Source organism: Streptomyces sp. KL116D (assembly GCF_030766975.1).
Taxonomy (GTDB): Bacteria; Actinomycetota; Actinomycetes; order Streptomycetales; family Streptomycetaceae; genus Streptomyces; species Streptomyces longispororuber_A.
The window spans coordinates 1-23671 of sequence record NZ_JASERH010000005.1 but is presented as its reverse complement, the minus strand read 5'-3'; the positions used below and the strand labels follow the sequence as shown (position 1 = coordinate 23671).

Genomic DNA, 23671 nt, shown 5'->3' with positions numbered 1-23671 from the left:
GTGAGATGGATCACGTGATCGGTCCGTTGACGGCCTGGGAAACATGGCTGCAACATCCGTAAACGTTTCCAGTTGCGGGAAACGTTTACAGCAAGCGGACCTTTCACGGATGCATGGGGGTAAAAGGATGGGCGCGGGTCAGCCGACGATCTTCTCCATCGCCGAGCGCGCGGGTGTCTCGATCGCCTCGGTCTCGCGGGTCCTGAACGGCGTGGGGGCCCGCCGCGACACCGTCGAGCGGGTCGAGCGGGCCGCCGCCGAGCTGGGCTACGTGCCGAACGCCGTGGCCCGCTCCCTGAAGGGCGGCCGCACCCGGCAGCTCACCTTCGCGATGCCCGACATCGGCAACCCGGTGTACGTGGCGATGGTCCGCGCCATCCAGGCCGTCACGAAGGCCGCCGGCTACCGGCTGCTGCTGCACTCCACGGACGCCGTCGTCGAGGACGAGCTGGCCGTGCTGCGCAGCCTCGGCGACCGCACCAGCGACGGCCTGATCATCTGCCCCATCCGCATCACCGACGCCCACGTCGAGGCGCTGCGCACCGCGGCGGGCCCGGTCGTGGTCATAGGTTCGCTGCCCGACGGAGTCCCGGTGGACAGCGTGCGTGCCGACTCGGTCGCGGGTGCCGCGCTCGCCGTACGGCACCTGCACGAGACCGGGCGCCGCCGGATCGCCTTCGTCAACGGCCCCTCGGACACGGTCCCCGGCGGCAACCGCGACGCGGGCTACCGGGCCGCCCTCGACGACTGCGGCCTCGTGTACGACCCCGGCCTCGTCGTGCACACCGACTTCGGCATCGAGTCGGGGGCCGAGGCCACCGACCGGCTGCTGGCCGCCCGGCCCGACGCCGTCTTCTGCGCCAACGACCAGCTGGCGCTCGGCGCCGCCCGCGCCCTGCACGCCCGCGGCCTGCGGATACCCGAGGACGTCGCCGTCGCAGGGATGGACGACAGCGTGCTCGCGCAGGCCGGCTGGCCCCCGCTGACCAGCGTCGACCTGGGCTCCACCGAGCGCGGCCGGCGCGCCGCCGATCTCCTGCTCCGGCGTCTGGACACGCCGGGGGCCGCCACGCCCAGCAGCACCACCGCCCCTCCCCGCCTCGTCGTCCGCGCCTCCACCGGCCCGGCGGCGACCGACAGTTGAGAGTCACGAGGTTCGCACCATGAGTCTCACCGCCTCCCGGGACAGAGCCGTCCCGGGCGACCGCGGCACACCGCCGCCCCGTACGCCGGGACAGCGCAAGCGCGCGCTGGGCCTGGACCGGGGCGCGTGGTTCCTGCTGCTGCCCGCCCTGATCCCGATCCTGGTCCTCAGCGTGGGTCCGCTCCTGTACGGAGTCGCGCTGGCGTTCACCGACTCGCAGGCGGGCCGCACGTCGCCCACGCAGTTCGTCGGCGCGGACAACTTCCTGGACCTGCGCCACGACTCGCTGTTCTGGGAGTCGTTCCGGATCGGGCTCGTCTGGGCGGTGTGCGTGACGGCACTGCAGTTCGTGCTCGCGCTCGGCCTCGCCCTGCTGCTCAACCAGAACCTGCGCTTCCGCTGGCTGGCCCGCACGCTCGCGCTCGTCCCGTGGGCGATGCCCGAGGTCGTCGTCGGCATCATGTGGCGGCTCGTCTACCACTCGGACGCGGGCATCCTGAACAAGACGCTGACCCAGCTCGGTGTCCTCCACGAGAACGTCGACTGGCTCGCGGACCTGTCCTACGCGCTGCCCGCGGTCATCGTGGTCGGCGTCTGGGCGGGCATGCCGCAGACCACGGTGGTGCTGCTGGCCGGACTGCAGAACGTGCCGCACGAGCTGCGCGAGGCCGCCCAGCTGGACGGTGCGGGACTGTGGCGGCGCTTCACGACGGTCACCTGGCCGGCGCTGAAGCCGGTGGTCCTGGCCGTCACCGCGCTCAACTTCATCTGGAACTTCAATTCCTTCGGCCTGGTCTACGTCCTCACGCAGGGCGGCCCCGGCGGCCAGACCCGGCTGCCGATGCTCTTCGCCTACGAAGAGGCCTTCAAGTACGGCCAGTTCGGCTACGCCGCCGCGATGGGGCTCGTCATGGTCGCGGTGATCGCCGTGCTGCTGACGCTGTTCCTGCGCAACAAGCTCAAGGAGGACACCGCATGAGCGCGAGCACCGCACTCCCCCGCGCCGCGGGCCGGGCGGGCCAGTACCTGGCGCTCCTCGGCTACCTGGTCTTCCTGGCCTTCCCGCTCCTGTGGCTGGTCTCGACGTCGTTCAAGTCCCCGCAGGAGCTCGGCTCGATCGATCCGACGTGGCTGCCCCGGCACCCGAGCCTGGACAACTACCGGGCGGCCTTCGACGCGCAGCCGCTGCTCCACTCGGCGCTCAACAGCCTGGTCGTCGCGGTCAGCGCCTCGGTGATCTCGGTGGCGATCGCGGTCCCCGCGGCGTACGTGATGGTCCGGTACCGGTCGCGGGTCAGCCAGGCGGGCACGGTCTGGATCCTGGTCAGCCAGATGTTCCCGTTCGTCCTGGTGATCATCCCGCTGTTCCTGGTCCTGAAGAACCTGCACATGATCGACAGCCTGCTCGGCCTGATCATCGTGTACGTCGTCTGGAACCTGCCCTTCTCCCTCTGGATGCTCCAGGGCTACGTCAAGTCGGTGCCGCGCTCCCTGGAGGAGGCCGCGGCGATGGACGGCGCGGGCCGGCTGCGCACGCTCACCGGCGTGGTGCTGCCGCTGCTGGCACCCGGCCTGGTGGCGACCCTGATGTTCAGCTTCGTGACGGCCTGGAACGAGTTCTTCTTCGCCCTCGTCCTCCTCAAGTCCCCGGAGAACCAGACGATGTCGGTCATCCTCACCCGCTTCCTCGGCGCCGAGGGCGTCGCCGACCTGGGCCCGCTCGCGGCCGCCTCGGTCCTCGCCACGATCCCCAGCCTCGTCTTCTTCGCGCTGCTCCAGCGCCGGCTCGTGGGCGGCATGCTCAGCGGGGCGGTGAAGGGCTGATGCGCACCCGCCGAATCGTCGCGAGCGCCGCCGCGGCCCTCTCCCTCGCCCTCGTCGCGGGCTGCGGCGGCCCGGACTCCGACGCCGCCGACGGCACGGTCACCCTCGAATTCCTCAGCCTCGCCTGGCAGAAGGAGTCCGTCGACGCCAACAAGGCGCTGGTGAAGCAGTGGAACGACACCCACCCCCACGTCAAGGTCAAGTACGTGCAGGGGAGCTGGGACAACATCCACGACCAGCTCCTCACCTCCTTCGAGGGCGGTGAGGCGCCGGACATCTTCCACGACGACGCCTCCGACCTCACGGACTTCGCCAACGGCGGCTACCTCGCCGACCTCTCCCCGTACCTGCCCGCGTCCCTGAAGGCGGACATCCCGAAGGCGTCGTGGGACACCACGGCGTACGAGGGGAAGACGTACGGCGTCCCCTTCCTCCAGGAGCCGCGGGTCCTCATCGCCGACACCAAGCTGCTCAAGGCGGCCGGCGTCCGCATCCCGACGGCCGAACACCCGTGGTCCTGGGACGAGTTCGAGCGCGTCAGCAAGAAGCTGACGCGGGACAAGGACAAGGACGGCAGGACCGATCAGTACGGCGTCGCCTGGTCGATGAAGGAACCGGTGAGCCAGTCGGTGAACCTGTCCCTGTCGACCGGCGGCCGGATCTTCTACAAGGACGCCGACGGCAAGAACGACATCCGGTACGGCGCCGCGGACTCCGCGGTGGCGCAGCTCATCAACCGGCAGGTCAACAAGGACCGCACCGCCCCCAAGTCCGGCCTGGGCATGTCGGGTTCGGACACCCTGCCCGGCTTCTTCGCGGGCCGCTACGCCATGCTGCCGCTCAACTTCTCCTACCGCCAGCAGGTGCGGCAGCAGGCGCCCGAGGGCTTCGAGTGGTCGGTCCTGCCGATGCCGTCCGGCGCCGGCGGATCGGCGCAGGGCACCGCCCCGCAGACCCTCTCGGTGTCCCAGGACAGCCGGCACAAACAGCAGGCGGCCGACTTCATCGCGTACCTCACCCAGGCCGAGCACCAGGTGCAACTGGCGCGCGGCGACTGGCTGTTGCCCACGAGCACCAAGGCCCTCAAGGACCCGTCACTCACCACGGACGAGTACGGCTGGAAGACCGGCGCCGACATAGCGGCGGCGCTGCGCCCGTCCCCCGTGCTCGGGGTGCGCGGCTACGCGGAGTGGAAGGACAAGATCGCCACTCCGGCCTACCAGGAGTACTACAACGGCGCGTTCGGCGTCGCCGAACTCCGCAAGCGGCTCGCGGGCGACGGCAACCGCATCCTCGACCGCTACCAGCGCTGAACCGGGCGCGAGCCCCACGCACAACCCCAGAAAAGAGCACGAGCACACCATGAGCGTCAGCGTCGACCCGGATCCTCCCGCGGACGGCACCGCGGGCCCCCGCAGACTCCGCACGGTCCCGTGCCCCCAGCCGCCGGGCATGATCTCCCTGCGGGACCGCGCCCGCGGCGCGCTCCTCGGACTCGCCGTCGGCGACGCGCTCGGCGCGCCCGCCGAGAACATGAAGCCGTCCCAGATCCGCGAACGGTGGGGCCGCATCGAGGGGTTCGTCTCCGCCGACCCGGCCGGCACGGACGACACCGAGTACGCGATCTTCTCCGGCCTGCTGCTCGCGGAGCACGGCGCCGCCCTGACGGTCGAGCACGTCGAGTCGGCCTGGCACACCTGGATCGCCGACCGCGACGAGGGCCCGTTCAAGGGTGCGGGCTTCAGCGAGCGCGGCACCCTGGAGAACCTCCGCCGCGGCCTCGCCGCCCCCATCTCCGCCCAGCACCGCCACGCCTGGAGCGACGGACTCGCCATGCGCGCGGCGCCCTTCGGGGTCCACGCGGCCGGGCGGCCCGCCGAGGCGGCCCGGCTCGTCGCGATCGACGGCACCGTGTCGCACGACGGCGAGGGCATCCACGGCGGCCGGGCGGTGGCCGCGGGAGTGGCGGCCGCGATGGTCAGCCACAACCCGGACGCGGTCGTGCAGGCCGCGCTGTCCGTGGTGCCCGACGACTCCTGGACGGCGCGCTCCCTGCACCGCGCGGTGTCGGCGGCCCGGCTGGCCCGCCGCGACCCCGACGGCACCCAGCTCTCCATGGAGCGCGCGGTCCGCAAGGCGGTCGTGATCGGCGGCTACCCGTGGACGGACCTGGCGCCCGAGGCGGTCGGCCTGGCGTTCGGCGCGTTCGCGGTGGCCCGCGGCGACTTCCGCGAATCGGTCCTCACCGCGGTCAACATGGGCCGCGACGCGGACACCACGGCGGCGGTCGCGGGCGCCCTGGCGGGAGCCCTGTGCGGCGAGACGGCGATCCCCGGGGCCTGGGCCTCGGCGATCGGCCCGGTCCGGGGCAGCTGCCTCCCCTCCATGGCGGGCCGCCACGTCCTGGACGTGGCGGACTGCCTGACCCCACCCCCACCGGACCGAACGGGAGCGGTCGCATGAGAAACGGACAACCCCCGGGGGCGAACCCGCGCACGGCAGACACCCGCGCACACCAAGCCCCTCCGGCGATTGAGGAGCGGGGCCCGGGGCAGAGCCCCGCGACCGCAGCACCATCCGCCGCAACAGCACCAGCCCCGGCAACGGCACCCCCCACCCGCATCGAGGGCCTCCTCCTGGGAATCGCCGCGGGAGACGCGGCCGGGTGGCCGTCGGGACGACACCGCGCGGCCCGCCTCCCTGACTGGACCCGCCGCCTCACCCGCGAACTGGACACGTTCGCCGAACAGAACGCGACGACCACCCTCCCCGTCCCGATCGCCCTGAACCAGCCGCCGGAGCCGCTGCGCCTCGGCCCGTCCGACGACGCCGAGTGGGCCGCGTTCACCGCGCACGCCGTGCTCGACGCCTACGCCGACGGCCTCGGCGACCTCCCCCCTGACCAGCGCGTCCGCTCGGCCCTCGCCCTCGCCTGGAACACCCTGGCCGACGAGATCGCCGCGGCGGCGGCCCGCGCCGACGAGATCGAGTCCGCCCGGATCCCGCTGCGCGCCCGGATCTCCGTACGCGCGGGCCTCGGCAACCTCGCGGCGGGCCTGCGCCCGCCCGCGACCGGCCACGACAACCCGCACTACTTCGACGACGCCGCCTGCGTACGGGCCGCCGTGCTTGCGATCGTCCACCCCGGCGAGCCCGAACTCGCCGCGGAACTGGCCGAGTTCGACGCCCGCTACACCCAGGACGGCGACGGCGTGCACGGCGCGCGGGCGATGGCGGCGGCGATCGCCGCGGCGCTCGGCGGGTCCCCCGTCGACGCCTGCGTGGACGCGGCGCTCGCCCAGCTCCCGCCCGGCACGGAGATCCACCGCAACGCGCACCGCGCGGTGGAGCTCGGCCGCACCACGGCCGCGGCCCGCCCGGGCCTGCCGGGCAACGCGTTCGCCCTCGTGCCCGTCCTGGAGCACGAGATCGTCGACCACGTCTACAGCTACGGCATCGCGGCGGCCGAGACCGTGCCCGTGGCGCTCGCCGTGGCGACGGCCGCCGCGGGCGCCGTCACCGAGGCGGTGCCCACCGCGGCCTGCCTCTCCCGCGTCGCGGACAGCGCCCCCGCCCTGGCCGGCGCGCTGACCGGCGCGCTCGGCGGCGCGGAGGCCCTGCCGCAGACCTGGCGGGACGCCTGCCGGACCCTCGCGGGCTGCGCCCTGCCGCGGCTGGCCGGCACCGACCTCACCGAGCTGGCCGACCGGCTCGCCCGCACCACCTCGAACTCCCCCGCCACGGAAGGAACTTCGGCATGAGCACCGTTTCACTGGAAGACCGCACCACCGGCGCCCTGGTCGGCGCGGCCGTGGGCGACGCGCTGGGCGGACCGGTCGAGGGCTGGACGCCTGAGGCCATCGCGGAGCGGCACGGCGGCCGGGTCCGCGGCATCGTGGAGCCGTTCTACAAGGACGACTGGAAGACCGCCCGCCCGATCGCGCCGTACCACAAGGGCGACGGGCACGTCACCGACGACACCCTCATGACGCACGCGCTGGTCCGCGTCTACGAGAAGGTCCGCGACCACCTCGACGCGTACTCCGTCGCCGACCACCTGGTCCCCGACCTGATCACGACACCGCGCTGGATCCCGGAGCTGGAGGCGGAGGCCCTCCCCCTCCAGCGGATCTTCCTCGCCGAGAAGTGGATCGTCGCCCGCATCCACTACGGGCACGTCGACCCGCGCGAGGCGGGCGTCGGCAACATCGTCAACTGCGGTGCGGCGATGTACATGGCGCCGGTCGGCGCGGTCAACGCGGGCAACCCGCTCAAGGCGTACGAAGAGGCCCTGGACGTGGCCGGCGCGCACCAGAGCTCGTACGGCCGCGAGGCCGCCGGAGTGTTCGCGGCGGCGGTCGCGGCGGCGTACAAGCCGGGTGCCACGCCCGAGTCGGTCGTCGACGACGTGCTGGAGCTGGCCAAGGACGGCACGAAGGCGGCGATCGAGGCGGTCTGCGAAGTGGCCGCCCGGTACGACGACTTCGAGGACGCACTCAAGCCGCTGCGCGAGGCGGTGGCCCCCTTCGACACGGTCGGCCCGGAGTACCGCAAGCCGTCGCTGGGCGCCCGCCGCCCCTCGCGGCTGCACTCCATCGAGGAGCTCCCGGTCGCGCTCGGCATGCTGCTCGTGGGCCGCGGCGACTTCCGGCACACGGTGCTCGGCTCGGTCAACTACGGCCGCGACTGCGACTCGATCGCCACGATGAGCGGCGCGATCGTGGGGGCGCTGTACGGGGAGGGCGCGGTGCCCAAGGAGTGGAGCGCCGAGATCGCGCGGGCCAGCAAGCTGGATCTGCACGGCCCCGCGACGTCGCTCGCGCGGGTCACGCGCGAGGTGTACGGCCGCGACCTGGAGCGCCGCCGCGCCCACGAGGCCGCGTTCGCGTCGGTCGCGGGGCTGTGATGCTGCGTCTGACCTGGGTCCAGGCCGAGGACCTGATCGGCCACGAGCTGCGGCAGGCGGCCCAGGACGGCCGCGACGCGGCGGCGGTCGGTGCGGTCGAGCGGCGCTGGGTGGCCGCGGGCGGCCATCTGGCGCCGGACCGGGCCGGGGCGTCGGCGACACCGGCGACGCCCGAACTGCGGGCGCTGGCCGGGGAGTTGCTCGACGAGCTGGCGGCGCTGCCGTCGCCGCTCGCCGCCGACGAGCCCACCGATCCGGCCGCGATCAGGGCGACCTGGCCGCACCACGCCGGCAGGCCGCGCCCCGCCTCGTACGACGCCCTGCACGCGGCGTGGCTGGGCCGGGCCGCCGGCTGTCTCCTCGGCAAGCCGGTCGAGAAGCTGCCCCTCGCCGGCATCCGCGCCCTCGCCCGGTCGACCGGCAACTGGCCGCTCGCCGGCTGGTTCACGGAGATCGGCCTCGACCCGGAACTCGCCGCCGCGTACCCGTGGAACAGGCGCAGCGCGCCCACCTCGCTCGCCGAGAACATCGACGGGATGCCGGAGGACGACGACCTCAACTACCCGCTGCTCGCCCTGCTGCTGCTCCAGCGGTACGGCCCCGGCTTCACCACGCAGGACGTGGCGCGGCTCTGGCTCGACGAGCTGCCCGCAGGCCGCACCTTCACCGCCGAGCGGGTCGCGTACCGCAATCTGCTCGACGGCCTGGAGCCGCCCGCGGCGGCCGTGCACCGCAACCCGTTCCGGGAGTGGATCGGCGCGCAGATCCGCGCCGACGTCTTCGGCTGGACCAACCCGGGCGACCCGGCGCGCGCCGCGGAGCAGGCCCACCGCGACGCCGTGCTGACCCACACCGCCAACGGCGTGTACGGGGCGATGTTCACGGCCGCCGCCGTCGCGGCCGCCGCCTCCGGCACGGTGGACGTGCACGGTGCGATCGAGGCGGGCCTGACCGTCGTACCGCCCCGCTCGCGCTACGCGCGGGCCGTCCGGACCGGCGTCGAACTGGCCCGTGCGCACGAGGACTTCGACACCGTCGTCGACGCCCTGCACGCCGAGTACGCCGACCACCACTGGGTGCACGTACTGCCGAACGCCGCGCTGCTGGCCGCCGCCCTCACGCACGCCGACGGCGACTTCTCGGGCTCCGTCTGCCGTGCGGTGAGCGGCGGCTGGGACACCGACTCCAACGGGGCGACGGCGGGCTCGATCGCCGGCCTGCTCGCCGGGCACCCGGACGCGCTGGGCGAGCGGTGGACGGCTCCGCTGAAGAACCGGCTCGCCACGACGGTGGCCGGCTTCGACGGCATCGGCTTCGACGAACTGGCCCGGCTCACCCTGGAGGCCCGCACATGACGACCCCTCGATCAATCCCACCGCAGGGCCCGTTGACCGGACTGCGCGTCCTCGACCTGGCCACCCTCTTCGCGGGCCCGCTGTGCGCCACGATGCTCGGTGACTTCGGCGCCGAGGTCGTCAAGGTCGAGCACCCGCGCAGGCCCGACCCGTCCCGCGGCCACGGCCCGTCGAAGGACGGCGTCGGCCTGTGGTGGAAGACGCTCGGCCGCAACAAGAAGAACCTCACGCTCGACCTCTCCTCCCCCGGCGGCCGTGACGTCCTGCTCCGGCTCGTGGCGGACGCGGACGTCGTCATCGAGAACTTCCGCCCCGGCACCCTGGAGAAGTGGGGCCTCGGCTGGGACGAGCTGAGCGCCGCCAACCCCCGCCTCGTGCTGGCCCGGATCACCGGCTTCGGCCAGTTCGGCCCGTACGCGCACCGCCCCGGGTTCGGCACGCTCGCCGAGGCGATGAGCGGGTTCGCCGCGATCACCGGGCAGCCCGACGGACCGCCGACGCTGCCGCCGTTCGGACTGGCCGACTCCATCGCGGCCCTGGCCACCTCGTACGCGGTGATGGCGGCCCTGCGCGGCCGGGACGCGACGGGCCGCGGCCAGGTCGTCGACATGGCGATCATCGAGCCGATGCTGGCGATCCTCGGCCCGCAGGCCACCTGGTACGACCAGCTCGGCTACGTCCAGCCGCGCACCGGCAACCGCTCCACGAACAACGCGCCCCGCAACACGTACCGCACCGGCGACGGCAAGTGGGTCGCCGTCTCCACCTCGGCCCAGTCGATCGCGGAGCGGGTGATGCGCCTGGTGGGCCGCCCCGAGTTCATCGACGAGGAGTGGTTCGCGACGGGCTCGGGCCGGGCCGGTCACGCGGACGAGCTGGACGAGGCGGTCGGCAGCTGGATCGCGGCCCACACCCGGGACGAGGTGGTGACGGCCTTCGAGAAGGCGGAGGCGGCCATCGCCCCGATCTACGACATCCGGGACGTGCTGCGCGACGAGCAGTACCGGGCCCTGGACTCGGTCACCGAGGTCCCCGACCCCGACTTCGGCACGGTGAAGATGCAGAACGTGCTCTTCCGCCTCTCCGAGACCCCGGGCGCCATCGCCTGGACGGGCCGCCCGCACGGCGCGGACACCGACGAGATCCTCCACGGCCTGGGTCTGTCGGAGGCGGACATCGCCGCGCTGAGGGAGGCTGGTGCGGTATGAGCACCATGGATGCTGTGCGGGTCACCTGGCTGTACGTGCCGGGGGACCGCCCCGACGTGGTCGCCAAGGCCCTCGGCTCGGGCGCCGACGTGGTGCTGGTCGACCTGGAGGACGCGGTCGCCCCCGACCGCAAGGCGTACGCGCTCGACGCGACGGCCGACCTGCTCGCCGACCGGCACGGCGTGCCGGTGCACGTCCGGGTGAACGCGCTCGACGGCCCCCTCGCCGAGCACGAGGTACGCCGCCTCGCCCCGCTCCCCGGCCTCGACGCACTGCGCCTGCCCAAGGTCCACGACCCGTCCGACCTGGCCGGGGTCGCCGACTGGGCCGTCGAAGTGCCGCCTCTGTACGCCCTGCTGGAGTCGGCCCTCGGCATCGAGCAGGCCTACGCGATCGCCTCCCACCCGTCCGTGCACGGCATCGCGCTCGGCGAGGCGGACCTCCGGGCCGACCTCGGCATCGCGGACGCGGCGGGCCTCGCCTGGGTGCGCGGCCGCGCGGTGGTCGCCGCCCGTGCGGCCCGGCTGCCTCCGCCGCCGCAGTCCGTCTACCCGGACGTCCGGGACACGGCGGGCCTGGCCCGCTCCTGCGCCGAGGGCCGCGCCCTCGGCTTCCTGGGCCGCACGGCGATCCACCCGCGCCAGCTCCCGGTGATCGAGGAGGCGTTCCGCCCGACGGCGGCCGAGATCACGGCGGCCGAGGAGATCGTCGCAGCGGCGGCCACCGACGCGGGTGCGCTGGCACTCCCGGACGGCCGCTTCGTGGACGCGGCCGTGGTCGCGGCCGCAGAGCGGACGCTGGCGCTGGCCTCCAGGCCGGGTGGGCTTGCAGGGGGCGCGGGGAACTGCGCGACCAGCCACAACGGACTCGCAGTCGGCTGACGGCCCCGGGCGGCACGTCCTGCCCTCTGCACGAAGCGAGGGCGCCGAACCAACTGGTTCAGCGCCCTCGTCCCCGTACGACCACAAACCCTCAGGTCTTCTTGGCCCCGGCCTCGTCCTTGGCCCCGGTATCCGCGTCCTCGGACTTGTCCAACTTCACGGCACCGTCATCCTCACCGTCGCCGGAACCATCCGCCGCGGCGGATTCCTCCTGCGCCTCCCCGGCGGGGACCGGCTCCACGATCTCCTCGCGGCCCGGCCGCACCTTCGCCGACACCACCAGGTAGACCACGGCGAGCACGAAGACCAGCAGCGCCGTCCAGTTGTTCAGCCGCAGGCCGAGGATGTGGTGCGCGTCGTCGACGCGCATGTACTCGATCCAGAACCGGCCCGCGCAGTACGACGCGACGTACAGCGCGAAGGCCCGCCCGTGCCCGAGCTTGAACCTGCGGTCCGCCCAGATGACGAGCAGCGCGACGCCGATGCACCACAGCGACTCGTACAGGAAGGTCGGGTGGTAGAGGCCCGGCACCCGCCCGTCCGTGTCCGAGGTGATCTTCAGGGCCCACGGCACGTCGGTCTCGCGGCCGTACAGCTCCTGGTTGAACCAGTTGCCCCAGCGGCCCACGGCCTGCGCGAGGGCGATGCCGGGTGCCAGGGCGTCGGCCCACGCCGGCAGCGGGATGCCGCGCCGGCGGCAGCCGATCCAGGCGCCGACCGCGCCGAGCGCGATGGCGCCCCAGATGCCGAGGCCGCCCTCCCAGATCTTGAAGGCGTCCACCCAGTCACGGCCCGCGCTGAAGTACAGCTCGTAGTCCGTGATCACGTGGTAGAGCCGACCGCCGACCAGGCCGAACGGCACCGCCCAGACCGCGATGTCGGCGACCGTGCCCGCTCGCCCGCCGCGGGCGATCCAGCGCTTGTTGCCGAGCCAGACGGCCACGAAGACGCCGATGATGATGCAGAACGCGTAGCCGCGCAGCGGGATCGGTCCGAGATGGATGACCCCGCGCGACGGGCTGGGAATGTAGGCAAGTTCCATGGCAGGGTCGACGCTACCGTGCCGGGCCACGGGGACGACGGGCAGCCCGGCAACGGCTCCATTACGACTTGTTCGCGTCCTCGACCATCTTCTTCAGCTTGTCCGGGGTCAGGGTGTTGTCGCCCAGGATGTTCTTCCCGTTGAGCAGGACGGTCGGCGTGCCCGAGTGGCCGGCGTCCTGGAACGCCTTGTAGGACTTGGCGATCCAGCTGTTGTGCGTGCCGTCGTCGACGCATGACGTGAAGGTGTCGGTGACGAGGCCGTCGACCTTCCCGGCGAGCTCGATCAGCTTGCTGTTCTTGGCGAAGGCGTCGTCCGTCTCCTCCGGCTGGTTCTCGAACAGCACGTCGTGGTAGTCGCGGAACTTGCCGGCGGTCTGCGCGCACGCCGCCGCGTTCCCCGCGTGCAGGGAGCCGCTGCCGCCCATGTTCCCGTCGATCAGGGTGACCGTGTGGTACTCGACCCGCAGCGCTCCGGAGTCGGTCAGCTCGTTGATCGTCGGCCGGTACGTGTCCTCGAAGGACTTGCACGCGGGGCAGCGGAAGTCCTCCCACACCGTGAGCGTCGACTTGGCGCTGTCCTTGCCGACGGGGATCGCCAGGTCGTCCTTGCCGGTCGCTCCCTTCGGGGGGACGACCTCGCCCGACGTGTCGCTGGAACTGTCGTCGCCGGAATTGGCCGCGACGACGCCGATCACGGCGGCCAGGCCGAGCACGCAGACGACGGCCGCGCCCACGATCAGTGTCCGGCGCCGCTTCTCCGCGGCCTTCTGCTTCTCGCGCTCCACGGCAAGCCGCTCGCGGGCCGCGCGCTTTCCCTCACGGTTCTTCTCACTCACACCCGCGCCAACGAACCGGGGAGGCACGAGCGTGCCTCCCCGGTCCACATACCACCCATATGGGTTACGTGACTAAGCGTTACCCCTGACCCCTTGGGCCAGTTCGGCGGCGAGCTCGCGGACGGCGGCGAGGCCCGCCTTCTCGTCCTCGGCGTCCAGGATCCGCTTCACGAACGCGGAGCCGACGATGACGCCGTCCGCGAAGCCGGCGACCTCCTTGGCCTGCACGGCGTTCGAGACGCCGAGGCCGACGCAGACCGGCAGGTCCGTGGTGGCCTTGGTGCGGCGGACGAGGTCCTGCGCCTGGTTGCCGACGGACTCGCGGGTGCCGGTGACGCCCATCAGGGACGCGGCGTAGACGAAGCCGGAACCGGCCGCCGTGATGGTGACCAGGCGCTCGTCCCGGCTGCTGGGGGCGACGACGAAGACCGTCCCCAGGCCGTTCTTCTCGGCGTGCCGGCGCCATTCGGCGGACTCCTGCACCGGCAGGTCGGGCAGGATGCAGCCCGCGCCGCCCGCCTCGGCGAGCTCGGTCGTGAACCGCTCGACGCCGTAGATGTAGATCGGGTTCCAGTACGTCATGACGAGGACCGGCTTGCCGGTGGCCTCGTGCGCCTCGCGCACCGTGCGCATGACGTCCTTGATCTTCAGGCCGCCGCGCAGCGCGATGTCGTCGGCGGTCTGGATGACCGGGCCGTCGAGGACGGGGTCGGAGTGCGGCAGGCCCACCTCGACGACGTCGGCGCCGCCGTCGAAGGCGGCCTTGACGGCCTCGATGCCGCCGTCCACGGACGGGAAGCCCGCGGGCAGGTAGGCGATGAGGGCGGCGCGGCCCTCGGCCCTGGCGTTCGCCAGGGTGTCGTTCAACAGCTGGATGTTGCCGCTCACTTGGCGTCCCCCTCGATCTCGGCGAGGTCGGCGGAGTCGGCCGCCACCTCGGCGTCGGTGCCCTCGTCGTACAGGCCGAAGTAGCGCGCGGCCGTGTCCATGTCCTTGTCGCCGCGCCCGGAGAGGTTGACGACGATCAGCCCGTCCTTGCCCAGCTCCTTGCCGACCTCCAGCGCACCCGCGAGGGCGTGCGCGGACTCGATCGCCGGGATGATGCCCTCCGTGCGGGAGAGCAGGCGCAGGGCCTGCATCGCCGCGTCGTCGGTGACCGCCCGGTACTCGCCGCGGCCGCTGTCCTTGAGGTAGGCGTGCTCGGGGCCGATGCCGGGGTAGTCCAGACCGGCCGAGATCGAGTAAGGCTCGGTGATCTGGCCCTCCTCGTCCTGGAGGACGTAGGAGCGGGAGCCGTGCAGGATGCCCGGGTTGCCCGCGCTCAGCGTCGCGGCGTGCTCGCCGGTCTCGATGCCGTGGCCGGCCGGCTCGCAGCCGACGAGGCGGACGTCGGCGTCCGGGATGAACGCGTGGAACAGGCCGATGGCGTTCGAGCCGCCGCCGACGCAGGCGATCGCCGCGTCGGGCAGCCGTCCGGCGCGCTCCAGGATCTGCCGGCGGGCCTCGACACCGATGACCCGGTGGAAGTCGCGGACCATGGCCGGGAAGGGGTGCGGCCCGGCCACCGTGCCGAACAGGTAGTGGGTCCTGTCCACGTTGGCGACCCAGTCGCGGAACGCCTCGTTGATGGCGTCCTTGAGGGTGCGGCTGCCGGACTTCACGGCGATGACCTCGGCGCCCAGCATCCGCATCCGGGCCACGTTCAGGGCCTGGCGCTGGGTGTCGATCTCGCCCATGTAGATGGTGCAGTCGAGGCCGAACAGCGCGCAGGCCGTGGCCGTGGCGACGCCGTGCTGGCCCGCGCCGGTCTCGGCGATGACGCGGGTCTTGCCCATGCGCTTGGTGAGCAGGGCCTGGCCGAGCACGTTGTTGATCTTGTGCGAGCCGGTGTGGTTCAGGTCCTCGCGCTTGAGGAAGATCCGGGCGCCGCCGGCGTGCTCGGCGAACCGGGGCACCTCGGTGAGGCTGCTCGGGCGGCCGGTGTAGTGGACCAGGAGGTCGTCGAGCTCGCGGGCGAACTCGGGGTCGTTCTTGGCCTTGTCGTACTCGACGGCGACCTCGTCCACGGCGGCGACGAGGGCCTCCGGGATGAACTTGCCGCCGAACGCGCCGAAGTAGCCGTCGGCGCTCGGGATCTGACCGTCCGGGTCAGGGATGAAGTAGTCGCTGGGCATGCGTGAACCTCACGGTGGGATCGGATGCTGACTCATCGCCGTGGGGCGCCTGTGGTGACTCGGCTACCAGCTGGGTGTCGTCGCTCGCGCCGTGCTCCGCGCCCCCTGAAGGGGCGCTTGCCATCGCATGCCGTTGATCTGGCCGGGCTCCGCGCCGATGTGGTACCGCACCCTGCGGCCCCGCACGCGCCGCGCCGGAGCCCGGCAGCCGCGGGGGCGGCAGCCGGGGGCGAGGCGGGCGGAGATCGGCATGGGTCGGGTCAGCTCCGCCCGTGGCGCAGGGCCGGGTGGGCGCCCGCGGCGACCAGGTCGGAGACGGCCGACTTCGGGTCGCGGCCGGTGACGAGGGACTCGCCGACGAGGACGGCGTCCGCGCCCGCGTTGGCGTACGCGATCAGGTCGTGCGGGCCGCGCACGCCGGACTCGGCGACCTTGACGATGTGGTCCGGGATGTCCGGGGCGACGCGCTCGAAGGTGCCGCGGTCGACGGTGAGATCCTTGAGGTTGCGGGTGTTGACGCCGATGACCTTGGCCCCGGCGTCGACCGCGCGCTCCACCTCGTCCTCGTCGTGCGCCTCGACGAGCGGCGTGAGGCCGATGGACTCGGCGCGCTCGATGAGGGACTCCAGGGCGGGCTGGTCCAGGGCGGCCACGATCAGCAGGGCGAGGTCGGCGCCGTACGCGCGGGCCTCCCACAGCTGGTACGAGGTGACGATGAAGTCCTTGCGCAGGACCGGGATGTCGACCTTGGCGCGGACCGCTTCGAGGTCGGCGAGGGAGCCGCCGAACCGGCGCTGCTCGGTCAGGACCGAGATGACGGCCGCGCCGCCCGCCTCGTAGTCCGCGGCGAGGGCGGCCGGGTCGGCGATCATGGCGAGGGCGCCCTTGGAGGGGCTGGACCGCTTGACCTCGCAGATGACCTTGACGCCGTCGCCGCGCAGGGCCGCGACCCCGTCCTTGGCCGCGGGAGCCTTGGCCGCGCGCTCCTTGAGCTCGTCGAGGCTGACGCGCGCCTGCCGTTCCGCGAGGTCGGCACGGACTCCGTCGATGATCTCGTCGAGCACACTCACGCGAGCGGACTCCCTTCTGACAGTTCACTGGGCAACCGACTGGTCACTGTGATGGTATCCGGAGGTGGGCGAAGGCTCCGCATCCGGTTGACGGTGATCCCATTCCGTGGACAGCCGCCGGGTCCGTCCGTCAAGGGTGCAGGAAGCCACCGAAGGGCAGGTTCCGGACGACGGTGAAGGTCAGGACGACCGTGCCGAGCACCCACAGATGGGCGCGTCCCAGGCCGGCGCCGAGCGGTCTGCCGCGCGCCGCGCGGACCGCCCACACCGTCCAGAGCACCGCGAAGAGCGCGTAGCCGGCGACCGCGAGGGCGTTGGCGCCGAGCGCCGCCGTGAGGTCGCCGTGCACGATCGCGTGGGCGCTGCGCAGTCCGCCGCAGCCGGGGCAGTACAGGCCGGTCGCGCGCAGCAGGGGGCAGGCCGGGTAGTGGCCCGGTTCGTTCGGGTCGACGGCGCCGACGTAGGCGAAGGCGACCGCGACGCCGCCGAGGACGCCGAGCGGGACGGCGGTCCGGCGCAGCAGGCCGGCCCTGGCCGTGGGTGCGGCGGGCGCGGTGGGGGCGGTGTCGGTCGTGTCGACAGTCACCCGTGGATTCTCCCCCGGTGCCGCCCGCTCCGCCCTTCCGGACGCGCGAAAGGGGCGGGGCGGCGATCCCGTCGCCGCCCCGCCCCTTTCACCTCACACGGTCGATGCCGGGACGGTCAGGCCTCCGAGCCGACCGTCTGGGCGGTCGCCTTGGCCGGCAGCTTCAGCTCGGCACGCTTCGGCTTGCCGAGGCCGGCCGCGCTCATGGCGCCGCCGACGATCGGGGCGATGGCGAGCAGAGCCATGCCGACCCAGAAGCCGGCCGGCTTCACCATCACCATGAAGGTGCCCGCGACGATGAACCCGATGAAGGCGATGATGACACCGGTCCAGGCGGCCGGGGTGTGTCCGTGGCTGCTGTCCGCCATGGCTTGCTCCTCGTTGCTTATGGCCTATGCGTACGCAGGGCGTACGGCGTTCGTTTCCATTGTCCCGTACTCGCCCGTGGGCGATGACCCCGGGGTCAGGCGGTGCCCGTCGGGTCCTCGCCGCGGTCGAGGGCCTTCCACAGGTCCTCCGGGCGGTCCGGGTCGACAGGCTTGGCCCGGCGGGCGCGCGGGGCGCCGGAGCGCTCGTAGCGGCCGCCCATGGAGGGCCAGGCGGCGCCGTAGACGACGGCGAGGATCCCGGCGATCAGGATCAGCGCGCCGCCGGCGGCCGCGACGTACGGCCAGGCGGTGTGGGTGAGCGCGTCGATGGTGGTGGACGCGTCGCCGGAGGCCTCGGCCGCCTTCTCGTCGAGGGCGGCGCTGTCGCCCGCGCCGAGCACGGCGGCGGCGACGGCGCCCGCGCCGCTGAGCGCGAGCAGCGCGGCGACCAGGATCCGGCCGGCCCTGCGCACCGCGAACACGGCGACGAGGGCGGCAAGGCCCACTATGGCGAGGGCGGCGGGGACGCCCGTGACGTCGCTGCCCTTCGCGGTCAGCGGCAGCTTGCCGCCCGCGACGGCGGCGACGCCCGAGCACCACTCCTGGCGGGACGCGAGCAGCGCGACCGCGGCTCCCACGGCGCCGAAGAACAGGGCGACGGCGAGGCTGCGCCGGCCGCCCTTGGCGGAACCGGCGGAGTCGGCGGCGGCATCGGTACGGGGATGCGGTACGGCAGTCACGTACTCCACTATCGCCTGTCTGTACAGGTGTGTGTGCCCCGGGGGCCGGAGGCGTGCGTCACTTCACGGTGCGTCACGTCGTCCGCAGCCGGTTCGCCGTGTGGACGGCGCGCAGCACCGCGGCCGCCTTGTTGCGGCACTCGGTGTCCTCGGCGACCGGGTCGGAGTCGGCGACGACGCCCGCGCCCGCCTGCACGTACGCGGTGCCGTCGCGCAGCAGCGCGGTGCGGATGGCGATGGCGGTGTCGGAGTCCCCGGCGAAGTCGAGGTAGCCGACGCAGCCGCCGTACAGGCCGCGCCGGGACGGCTCCAGCTCGTCGATGATCTGCATCGCGCGGGGCTTGGGCGCCCCGGAGAGGGTGCCGGCGGGGAAGCAGGCGGTGAGCACGTCGTACGCGGTCCTGCCCTCGGCGACCCGGCCGGTGACGGTCGAGACGATGTGCATGACGTGCGAGTACTTCTCGACGGACATGAAGTCGACGACCTCGACGGAGCCCGGCTCGCAGACCCGGCCCAGGTCGTTGCGCCCGAGGTCGACGAGCATGAGGTGCTCGGCGCGCTCCTTGGGGTCGGCGAGCAGTTCGTCGGCGAGGGCCTGGTCCTCCTGCGGGGTGGCGCCGCGCGGCCGGGTGCCCGCGATGGGGTGGACCATGGCGTGCCCGTCCTCGACCTTGACGAGGGCCTCGGGCGAGGAGCCGACGACGTCGAACCCGTCGAAGCGGAACAGGTACATGTACGGCGACGGGTTGGTGGCCCGCAGCACCCGGTACACGTCCAACGCGCTTGCGTGGCACGGGGTTTCGAAGCGCTGGGAGGGGACGACCTGGAAGGCCTCGCCCGCGCGGATGCGCTCCTTGATGTCGTCGACGGCGGCCTGGTAGTCCTTGCCGCCCCACAGGGCGGTGAACTCCGGGAGCTCGGAGGCCGGGAGCGCGGCCGGGGTGGACTGGACCGGCTTGCCGAGGTCCGCCTCCATGGCGTCCAGCCGCGCCACGGCGTCGGCGTAGGCCTCGTCGACGCCGGTGTCGAGGTCGTTGTGGTTGATCGCGTTCGCGATCAGGAGGACCGAGCCGTCCCAGTGGTCGAGGACGGCGAGGTCGCTGGTGAGCAGCATCGTCAGCTCGGGGAGCTTGAGGTCGTCGCGCTCGCCGGGGCCGATCTTCTCCAGGCGGCGCACGATGTCGTAGCCGAGGTAGCCGACCATGCCGCCGGTGAACGGCGGCAGGCCCTCGTAGCGCGGGGTGTGCAGCGTCTCGACGGTGGCGCGCAGGGCGGCGAGCGGGTCGCCGTCGACGGGGACGCCGACCGGCGGCGTGCCCAGCCAGTGGGCCCGTCCGTCGCGCTCGGTGAGGGTGCCGGCCGAGCGGACGCCGACGAACGAATAGCGAGACCACAGGAACCCGGCGCGGCCGTTCTCCGCGGACTCCAGGAGGAACGTGCCGGGCCGCTCTGCGGCGAGCTTGCGGTACAGACCGACGGGTGTGTCACCGTCCGCGAGGAGCTTGCGGCTGACGGGGATCACTCGGCGGTCGGTCGCGAGCTTGCGGAAGGTCTCGAGATCCATGAGGAGGAAGCCTAGGGGGTCAGGCGGCGGGGCCGGTGACGGGCAGCCGGTCGGCGTCGAAGCAGGTCCGGGTGCCGGTGTGGCAGGCGGGACCGATCTGGTCGACCTTCACGAGCAGCGTGTCCGCGTCGCAGTCGAGGGCGACCGACTTGACGTACTGGAAGTGCCCGGAGGTGTCGCCCTTGACCCAGTACTCCTGGCGGCTGCGCGACCAGTAGGTGCAGCGGCCCGTGGTGAGGGTGCGGTGCAGCGCCTCGTCGTCCATCCAGCCGAGCATGAGCACCTCGCCGGTGTCGTACTGCTGGGCGACGGCGGGGATCAGGCCGTCGGCGCCGCGCTTGAGGCGGGCGGCGATGGCCGGGTCGAGGCTGCTGTCGGCGGAGGGGGGCGGGGGCACGCTGGTCATGGGTGCCATTGTGCCGCGCCGGTCCTGTCACTTCGGCCGCCGTCCACTGTCCGGACGGCGGGGGCGGTCGTAGGCTGGCGGCCATGTCGACCCATGCCAAGCGTGAACGACTTCTCCTCGCCGATCTCCTGGAGGCGACGGGCCCGGAGGCCCCCACTCTGTGCGAGGGCTGGACCACCCGCGATCTCGCGGCCCACGTGGTGGTGCGCGAGCGCCGCCCGGACGCGGCGGGCGGCACCCTCGTCAAGCAGCTCGCCGGACGTCTGGAACGGGTGCAGGGCGAGTTCGCCGACAAGCCGTACGAAGAGCTGATCCAGCTGATCCGTACCGGCCCGCCGCGGTTCTCGCCGTTCTCCCTGAAGCAGCTGGACGAGGCGGCCAACACCGTCGAGTTCTACGTCCACACGGAGGACGTGCGGCGCGCGCAGCCCGACTGGACGCCGCGCGAGCTCGATCCGGTCTTCTCCGACGTGCTGTGGTCGCGGCTGGAGCGGATGGCGCGGGTGATGGGCCGCAAGGCGCCCGTCGGCCTGGTGCTCCGCCGGCCCGACGGGCAGACGGCGGTGGCCCATCGCGGCGCCCCGGTGGTCACGGTCACCGGTGAGCCGGCGGAACTGCTGATGTTCGCGTTCGGCCGGCAGGACGCGGCGGACGTGGAGATGGAAGGCGACAAGGCCGCGATCGAGCGGCTCGGTGAGACCAGGGCGCTGGGCCTGTAGGCCCCGGCGCACGCACCACGGAAAGGCCCGCATGATCAAGCTCGCCATGACCAGCGTGTACGTCGACGACGTGGCCGCGGCCCACGCGTTCTACACGGACCTGCTCGGCTTCGAGACCCGTACGCACATCGACCTGGGCGACGGCACGCTGTTCGTGACGGTGGGTGCGGCCGGGGCCCAGGAGGACGTGGAGCTCCTCCTGGAGCCGGGCCAGGGCCCGATCGCGGAGCCGTACCGTGCGGCCCTGCGCGAGGCGGGGCTGCCGGTGGTCGTCTTCTCGGTGGACGACGTGGCCGTCGAGCACGAGCGGCTGGTCGCGGCGGGGGTGCGGTTCACTCAGGGCCCGCAGGAGGAGGGGCCGGTGATCACGGCGGTGCTCGACGACACCGTGGGCAACTACGTGCAGCTGATGCAGACGGTCAAGTAGCGCTCCCGTCAAGGGAGTTCGGCGGTGCGCAGGGCGCGGGAGGCGAGGGCCACCGCGCCGCCCGAGGCACAGACCGCCGCGCACACCGCGAACACCGGCCCCGTCCCCCACTGCTGCACCGCCCACCCGACCACCGGGAAGGTCAGCGGTGCGACGCCGAAGCTGACCAGGGTGGCGGCGGAGGTGACCCGGCCGATGTAGGCGGGGCCCGCGTGCGCCTGGAGCAGGGCCCCGCTCAGCGTTCCGGCGAGCCCGACGAGCAGGCCGATCGCGAGGGCCACCGCGGCGGCGCCCGCCATGGACGGCACCCGGGCGAGCGCCCCGATCGCCACCGACCCGGCGACGGCCACGCAGCCGGTGACCAGGCCCGCCCGGGGCACCCGGCCGCGCACGGTGAGCAGCAGGGCGGCGAGTCCGGCGCCGACGCCGAATCCGGCGAGGACCAGGCCCATTCCGGCGGAGCCCCAGCCGCGGTCCCGGGCGAGGAGGGTGAGGCCGAGGTTCATCGGGCCGACGAAGCCGAGGTCGCCGAGGGCGATGCAGAGCACGAGGGGGCGCAGGACGGGGTGGCGGGCGATGTGCCGCAGTCCGTCCCGGAGTTCGGCGACGACGGCGCCGCGCTCCTGCCGCTGGTCGGGCGGCAGCTCGCCCACCCGCACGGCGAGCAGCAGGGGCAGGGAGATGCCGATCAGGAGGGCCGCGCAGCCGAAGGCGCCCGCGGTGCCGCCGAGCGCGATGCCGAGGCCGCCGAGCGGTCCGCCCAGCACGTTGGCGAGCCGGGTCGCGAGGGCGCGCAGGCCCTGGACGCGGGCGAGCTGTCCTGGCGTGGTGATGCGGGCGGGCAGTGCTCCGGCGGCGGGCAGGAAGACGGCGTCGACGACGCCGAAGACGACGGCCACGGCGCCGAGCGCCCACAGTCCCGGGCTGGTCGCGAGGAGCAGGGCGGCGGCCGCGACGACGAGCAGGGCGCGCACGGCGCTGCTGCCGATGACCACCCGGCGCGGCCCGTACCGGTCGGCGAGCACGCCGCCGCCGAGCATGAGGACGGCGCGCGGCACGGCGCTGACCGCGGTGACGACGCCGGCCTGGGCGGGGGTGCCGCTCTGCACGGCGGCCCAGGACAGGGCGAAGTAGTAGACGTTGTCGCCGACGGCCGACGAGACGTAGGCGCCGAGCCAGCGCAGGACGTTGCCGTCCCGGTGGGCGGGGGCGGGGGGCCCGGCGGTCCTTCCCCGTACGACGGTTTCCGCCATGGTCGCCACCTCCTCAGTCGTGGAATCAGTCGTGGAATCAGTCGTGGAAGGGGAACGCGTACGTGTGCACCGCGACGTTCTCCCGGCCCTCGGTGTCGCCGGCGGCTTCGGCGGCCCGGCCCCGCTCGTCGTAGCGGCGCAGCAGTTCGCGCATCTCCCCCACCAGTTCGGTGAGTTCGCCCGCGGTCAGGCGCAGCATCGACTCGGAGGACTCGTGGGCCGTGGCCCAGGCGTCGGTCCAGGTGATCCGCTCGTCCAGGAAGCGGCGGTACATGGCGACGCGCTGCTCCAGGAAGAGGCGGCTGGCCGCGGTGTGCGCGGCGGCCTTCTCGGGGGCGTCGCGGAAGTCCGCGTCGCGGATCTGCACGCCGTCGGACGAGGGCTGCCACCAGCGCTCGCGGCCGTCGGTGCCCTGCGGCTCGGCCTCTTCGATGAGGCCGTGCTCGGCGAGTTTGCGCAGGTGGTAGCTGACCAGGGCGACGGCCTCGTCGACCTGGTCGGCGAGCTGTGACGCGGTCGCGACGCGGCGCAGGGTCAGCTCGCGGTAGAGCTGGGCGCGGACGGGGTGGGCGAGCGCCTTGAGCGTGCCCACGTCGGTGATGCGGCGGTCTCTCTCTTTGCCTGCTTCTTTGTCTGCTTCTTTGCCTGCCATGTCTCGACCGTAGACAGAAAAGAAAAGTTGCGCAATATAAATTGCGCAACCTTTCTTTCGGGTCTTCGGCGGCCCCGCGAACGGTGCGGGTCAGCCGTGGCGCAGCCGGTGCGCGCTCAGGGCGAGGGCGAGCTCCACCAGATCGGTGGGGCGGGTGAGGCTGCGGCCGGTGAGCTGTTCGCAGCGGCGCAGGCGGTTGAGGACGGTGTTGCGGTGGCAGTAGAGGCGGGCCGCGGCGCGCTGCGCCGAGCCGTCGCAGTCCAGCCAGGCGTCCAGGGTGTCGAGCAGCAGTGTCCGGTCGGCGGGCGACAGGGCGAGCAGCGGCCCGAGGACCTGGTCGGCGAGGAGACCGCCGAGCACGGGGGCCGCCGCGACGAGGGCCGCGGGCAGTTCCTCGTCCAGGAGGACGGTGCCGCCCGCCGCCGGGCAGATGCGCAGGGCGGTCTCGGCGAGGCGCCGGGCGCCGCCGACCGCGGCGAGCCCGTCGACGGCCGGACTGACGCCGATCCGCGCC

General features: G+C 73.1%; 26 protein-coding genes. 12 read left to right on the top strand and 14 right to left on the bottom strand.

The genetic code is table 11. The features are described 5' to 3' along the window. Window positions 1-127: 127 nt before the first annotated feature. The 10 genes from RBJ77_RS01535 to RBJ77_RS01490 are packed head-to-tail and all read left to right on the top strand — an operon-like array spanning window position 128 to window position 11318. Window positions 128-1144, top strand: coding sequence for a LacI family DNA-binding transcriptional regulator (locus RBJ77_RS01535; RefSeq protein WP_372343296.1), 1017 nt, complete (start codon window positions 128-130; stop codon window positions 1142-1144). Between the two features lie 19 nt (window positions 1145-1163). Continuing rightward, window positions 1164-2123, top strand: a complete 960-nt coding sequence (locus tag RBJ77_RS01530) for a carbohydrate ABC transporter permease (protein WP_372343295.1) — start codon at window positions 1164-1166, stop codon at window positions 2121-2123. Then, window positions 2120-2968 (top strand): carbohydrate ABC transporter permease, encoded by an 849-nt coding sequence (locus tag RBJ77_RS01525; RefSeq protein WP_372343294.1) that lies wholly within the window; start codon window positions 2120-2122, stop codon window positions 2966-2968. The genes RBJ77_RS01530 and RBJ77_RS01525 overlap by 4 nt, the downstream gene beginning before the upstream one ends. Beyond that, window positions 2968-4281, top strand: a complete 1314-nt coding sequence (locus RBJ77_RS01520) for a sugar ABC transporter substrate-binding protein (RefSeq protein WP_372343293.1) — start codon at window positions 2968-2970, stop codon at window positions 4279-4281. Before RBJ77_RS01525 ends, RBJ77_RS01520 begins: the two co-directional genes overlap by 1 nt. A 49-nt stretch (window positions 4282-4330) precedes the next feature. Beyond that, the gene (locus tag RBJ77_RS01515; RefSeq protein ID WP_372343292.1) at window positions 4331-5431 is read left to right on the top strand and encodes an ADP-ribosylglycohydrolase family protein; all 1101 of its coding nucleotides are present in this window, start codon (window positions 4331-4333) and stop codon (window positions 5429-5431) included. Beyond that, window positions 5428-6729: an ADP-ribosylglycohydrolase family protein gene (locus RBJ77_RS01510; protein WP_372343291.1), complete on the top strand. Its 1302-nt coding sequence runs from the start codon at window positions 5428-5430 to the stop codon at window positions 6727-6729. Before RBJ77_RS01515 ends, RBJ77_RS01510 begins: the two co-directional genes overlap by 4 nt. Beyond that, the gene (locus RBJ77_RS01505; protein WP_372343290.1) at window positions 6726-7874 is read left to right on the top strand and encodes an ADP-ribosylglycohydrolase family protein; all 1149 of its coding nucleotides are present in this window, start codon (window positions 6726-6728) and stop codon (window positions 7872-7874) included. Before RBJ77_RS01510 ends, RBJ77_RS01505 begins: the two co-directional genes overlap by 4 nt. After that, window positions 7874-9229: an ADP-ribosylglycohydrolase family protein gene (locus RBJ77_RS01500; RefSeq protein WP_372343289.1), complete on the top strand. Its 1356-nt coding sequence runs from the start codon at window positions 7874-7876 to the stop codon at window positions 9227-9229. Before RBJ77_RS01505 ends, RBJ77_RS01500 begins: the two co-directional genes overlap by 1 nt. Then, window positions 9226-10437, top strand: coding sequence for a CaiB/BaiF CoA transferase family protein (locus tag RBJ77_RS01495; protein WP_372343288.1), 1212 nt, complete (start codon window positions 9226-9228; stop codon window positions 10435-10437). Before RBJ77_RS01500 ends, RBJ77_RS01495 begins: the two co-directional genes overlap by 4 nt. 5 nt (window positions 10438-10442) lie before the next feature. Next, window positions 10443-11318: a CoA ester lyase gene (locus RBJ77_RS01490; protein WP_372343320.1), complete on the top strand. Its 876-nt coding sequence runs from the start codon at window positions 10443-10445 to the stop codon at window positions 11316-11318. Between the two features lie 91 nt (window positions 11319-11409). Here the strand turns inward: RBJ77_RS01490 and lgt are convergent, their stop codons facing one another. From lgt to hisI, 11 genes are all read right to left on the bottom strand, one after another. Then, entirely contained in the window at window positions 11410-12360 is a 951-nt protein-coding gene (lgt, locus tag RBJ77_RS01485) for a prolipoprotein diacylglyceryl transferase (protein ID WP_372343287.1), read from the bottom strand. A gap of 61 nt (window positions 12361-12421) precedes the next feature. Then, on the bottom strand, window positions 12422-13198 hold the full coding sequence (locus RBJ77_RS01480) for a DsbA family protein (protein WP_372343286.1): 777 nt from the start codon (window positions 13196-13198) through the stop codon (window positions 12422-12424). Window positions 13199-13270: 72 nt separating this feature from the next. Then, window positions 13271-14086: a tryptophan synthase subunit alpha gene (gene trpA / locus RBJ77_RS01475; protein WP_372343285.1), complete on the bottom strand. Its 816-nt coding sequence runs from the start codon at window positions 14084-14086 to the stop codon at window positions 13271-13273. Further along, on the bottom strand, window positions 14083-15372 hold the full coding sequence (gene trpB, locus RBJ77_RS01470) for a tryptophan synthase subunit beta (RefSeq protein WP_372343284.1): 1290 nt from the start codon (window positions 15370-15372) through the stop codon (window positions 14083-14085). The genes trpA and trpB overlap by 4 nt, the downstream gene beginning before the upstream one ends. Before the next feature lie 63 nt (window positions 15373-15435). Further along, the gene (trpM, locus tag RBJ77_RS01465) at window positions 15436-15624 is read right to left on the bottom strand and encodes a tryptophan biosynthesis modulator TrpM (RefSeq protein ID WP_372343283.1); all 189 of its coding nucleotides are present in this window, start codon (window positions 15622-15624) and stop codon (window positions 15436-15438) included. An 8-nt stretch (window positions 15625-15632) separates the two neighbouring features. After that, window positions 15633-16442, bottom strand: coding sequence for an indole-3-glycerol phosphate synthase TrpC (gene trpC / locus RBJ77_RS01460; protein WP_255966291.1), 810 nt, complete (start codon window positions 16440-16442; stop codon window positions 15633-15635). Window positions 16443-16572: 130 nt separating this feature from the next. Then, window positions 16573-16965, bottom strand: coding sequence for a DUF2752 domain-containing protein (locus RBJ77_RS01455; RefSeq protein ID WP_372343319.1), 393 nt, complete (start codon window positions 16963-16965; stop codon window positions 16573-16575). Window positions 16966-17144: 179 nt separating this feature from the next. After that, on the bottom strand, window positions 17145-17396 hold the full coding sequence (locus RBJ77_RS01450) for an HGxxPAAW family protein (protein WP_372343282.1): 252 nt from the start codon (window positions 17394-17396) through the stop codon (window positions 17145-17147). Window positions 17397-17491: 95 nt separating this feature from the next. Next, entirely contained in the window at window positions 17492-18145 is a 654-nt protein-coding gene (locus RBJ77_RS01445) for a TIGR02234 family membrane protein (protein ID WP_372343281.1), read from the bottom strand. A gap of 64 nt (window positions 18146-18209) precedes the next feature. Continuing rightward, window positions 18210-19700, bottom strand: coding sequence for an anthranilate synthase component I (locus RBJ77_RS01440; RefSeq protein ID WP_372343280.1), 1491 nt, complete (start codon window positions 19698-19700; stop codon window positions 18210-18212). 19 nt (window positions 19701-19719) lie between these two features. After that, complete coding sequence (gene hisI, locus RBJ77_RS01435; RefSeq protein ID WP_372343279.1) at window positions 19720-20106, bottom strand: phosphoribosyl-AMP cyclohydrolase; 387 nt, start codon at window positions 20104-20106, stop codon at window positions 19720-19722. 83 nt (window positions 20107-20189) lie between these two features. Here hisI and RBJ77_RS01430 point away from each other — a divergent pair, with 83 nt between their 5' ends. Next, window positions 20190-20825: a TIGR03085 family metal-binding protein gene (locus RBJ77_RS01430; RefSeq protein ID WP_372343278.1), complete on the top strand. Its 636-nt coding sequence runs from the start codon at window positions 20190-20192 to the stop codon at window positions 20823-20825. A 31-nt stretch (window positions 20826-20856) separates the two neighbouring features. Further along, window positions 20857-21252: a VOC family protein gene (locus RBJ77_RS01425; protein WP_372343277.1), complete on the top strand. Its 396-nt coding sequence runs from the start codon at window positions 20857-20859 to the stop codon at window positions 21250-21252. Between the two features lie 8 nt (window positions 21253-21260). On the opposite strand, the gene RBJ77_RS01420 is transcribed toward RBJ77_RS01425, so the two are convergent. The 3 genes from RBJ77_RS01420 to RBJ77_RS01410 form a co-directional block, all read right to left on the bottom strand. Beyond that, window positions 21261-22505 (bottom strand): MFS transporter, encoded by a 1245-nt coding sequence (locus RBJ77_RS01420; RefSeq protein WP_372343276.1) that lies wholly within the window; start codon window positions 22503-22505, stop codon window positions 21261-21263. A gap of 37 nt (window positions 22506-22542) precedes the next feature. Next, window positions 22543-23157 (bottom strand): ArsR/SmtB family transcription factor, encoded by a 615-nt coding sequence (locus tag RBJ77_RS01415; RefSeq protein ID WP_372343275.1) that lies wholly within the window; start codon window positions 23155-23157, stop codon window positions 22543-22545. 90 nt (window positions 23158-23247) lie between these two features. Next, on the bottom strand, window positions 23248-23671 hold a 424-nt coding region (locus tag RBJ77_RS01410; RefSeq protein ID WP_372343274.1), incomplete at its 5' end, for a PucR family transcriptional regulator.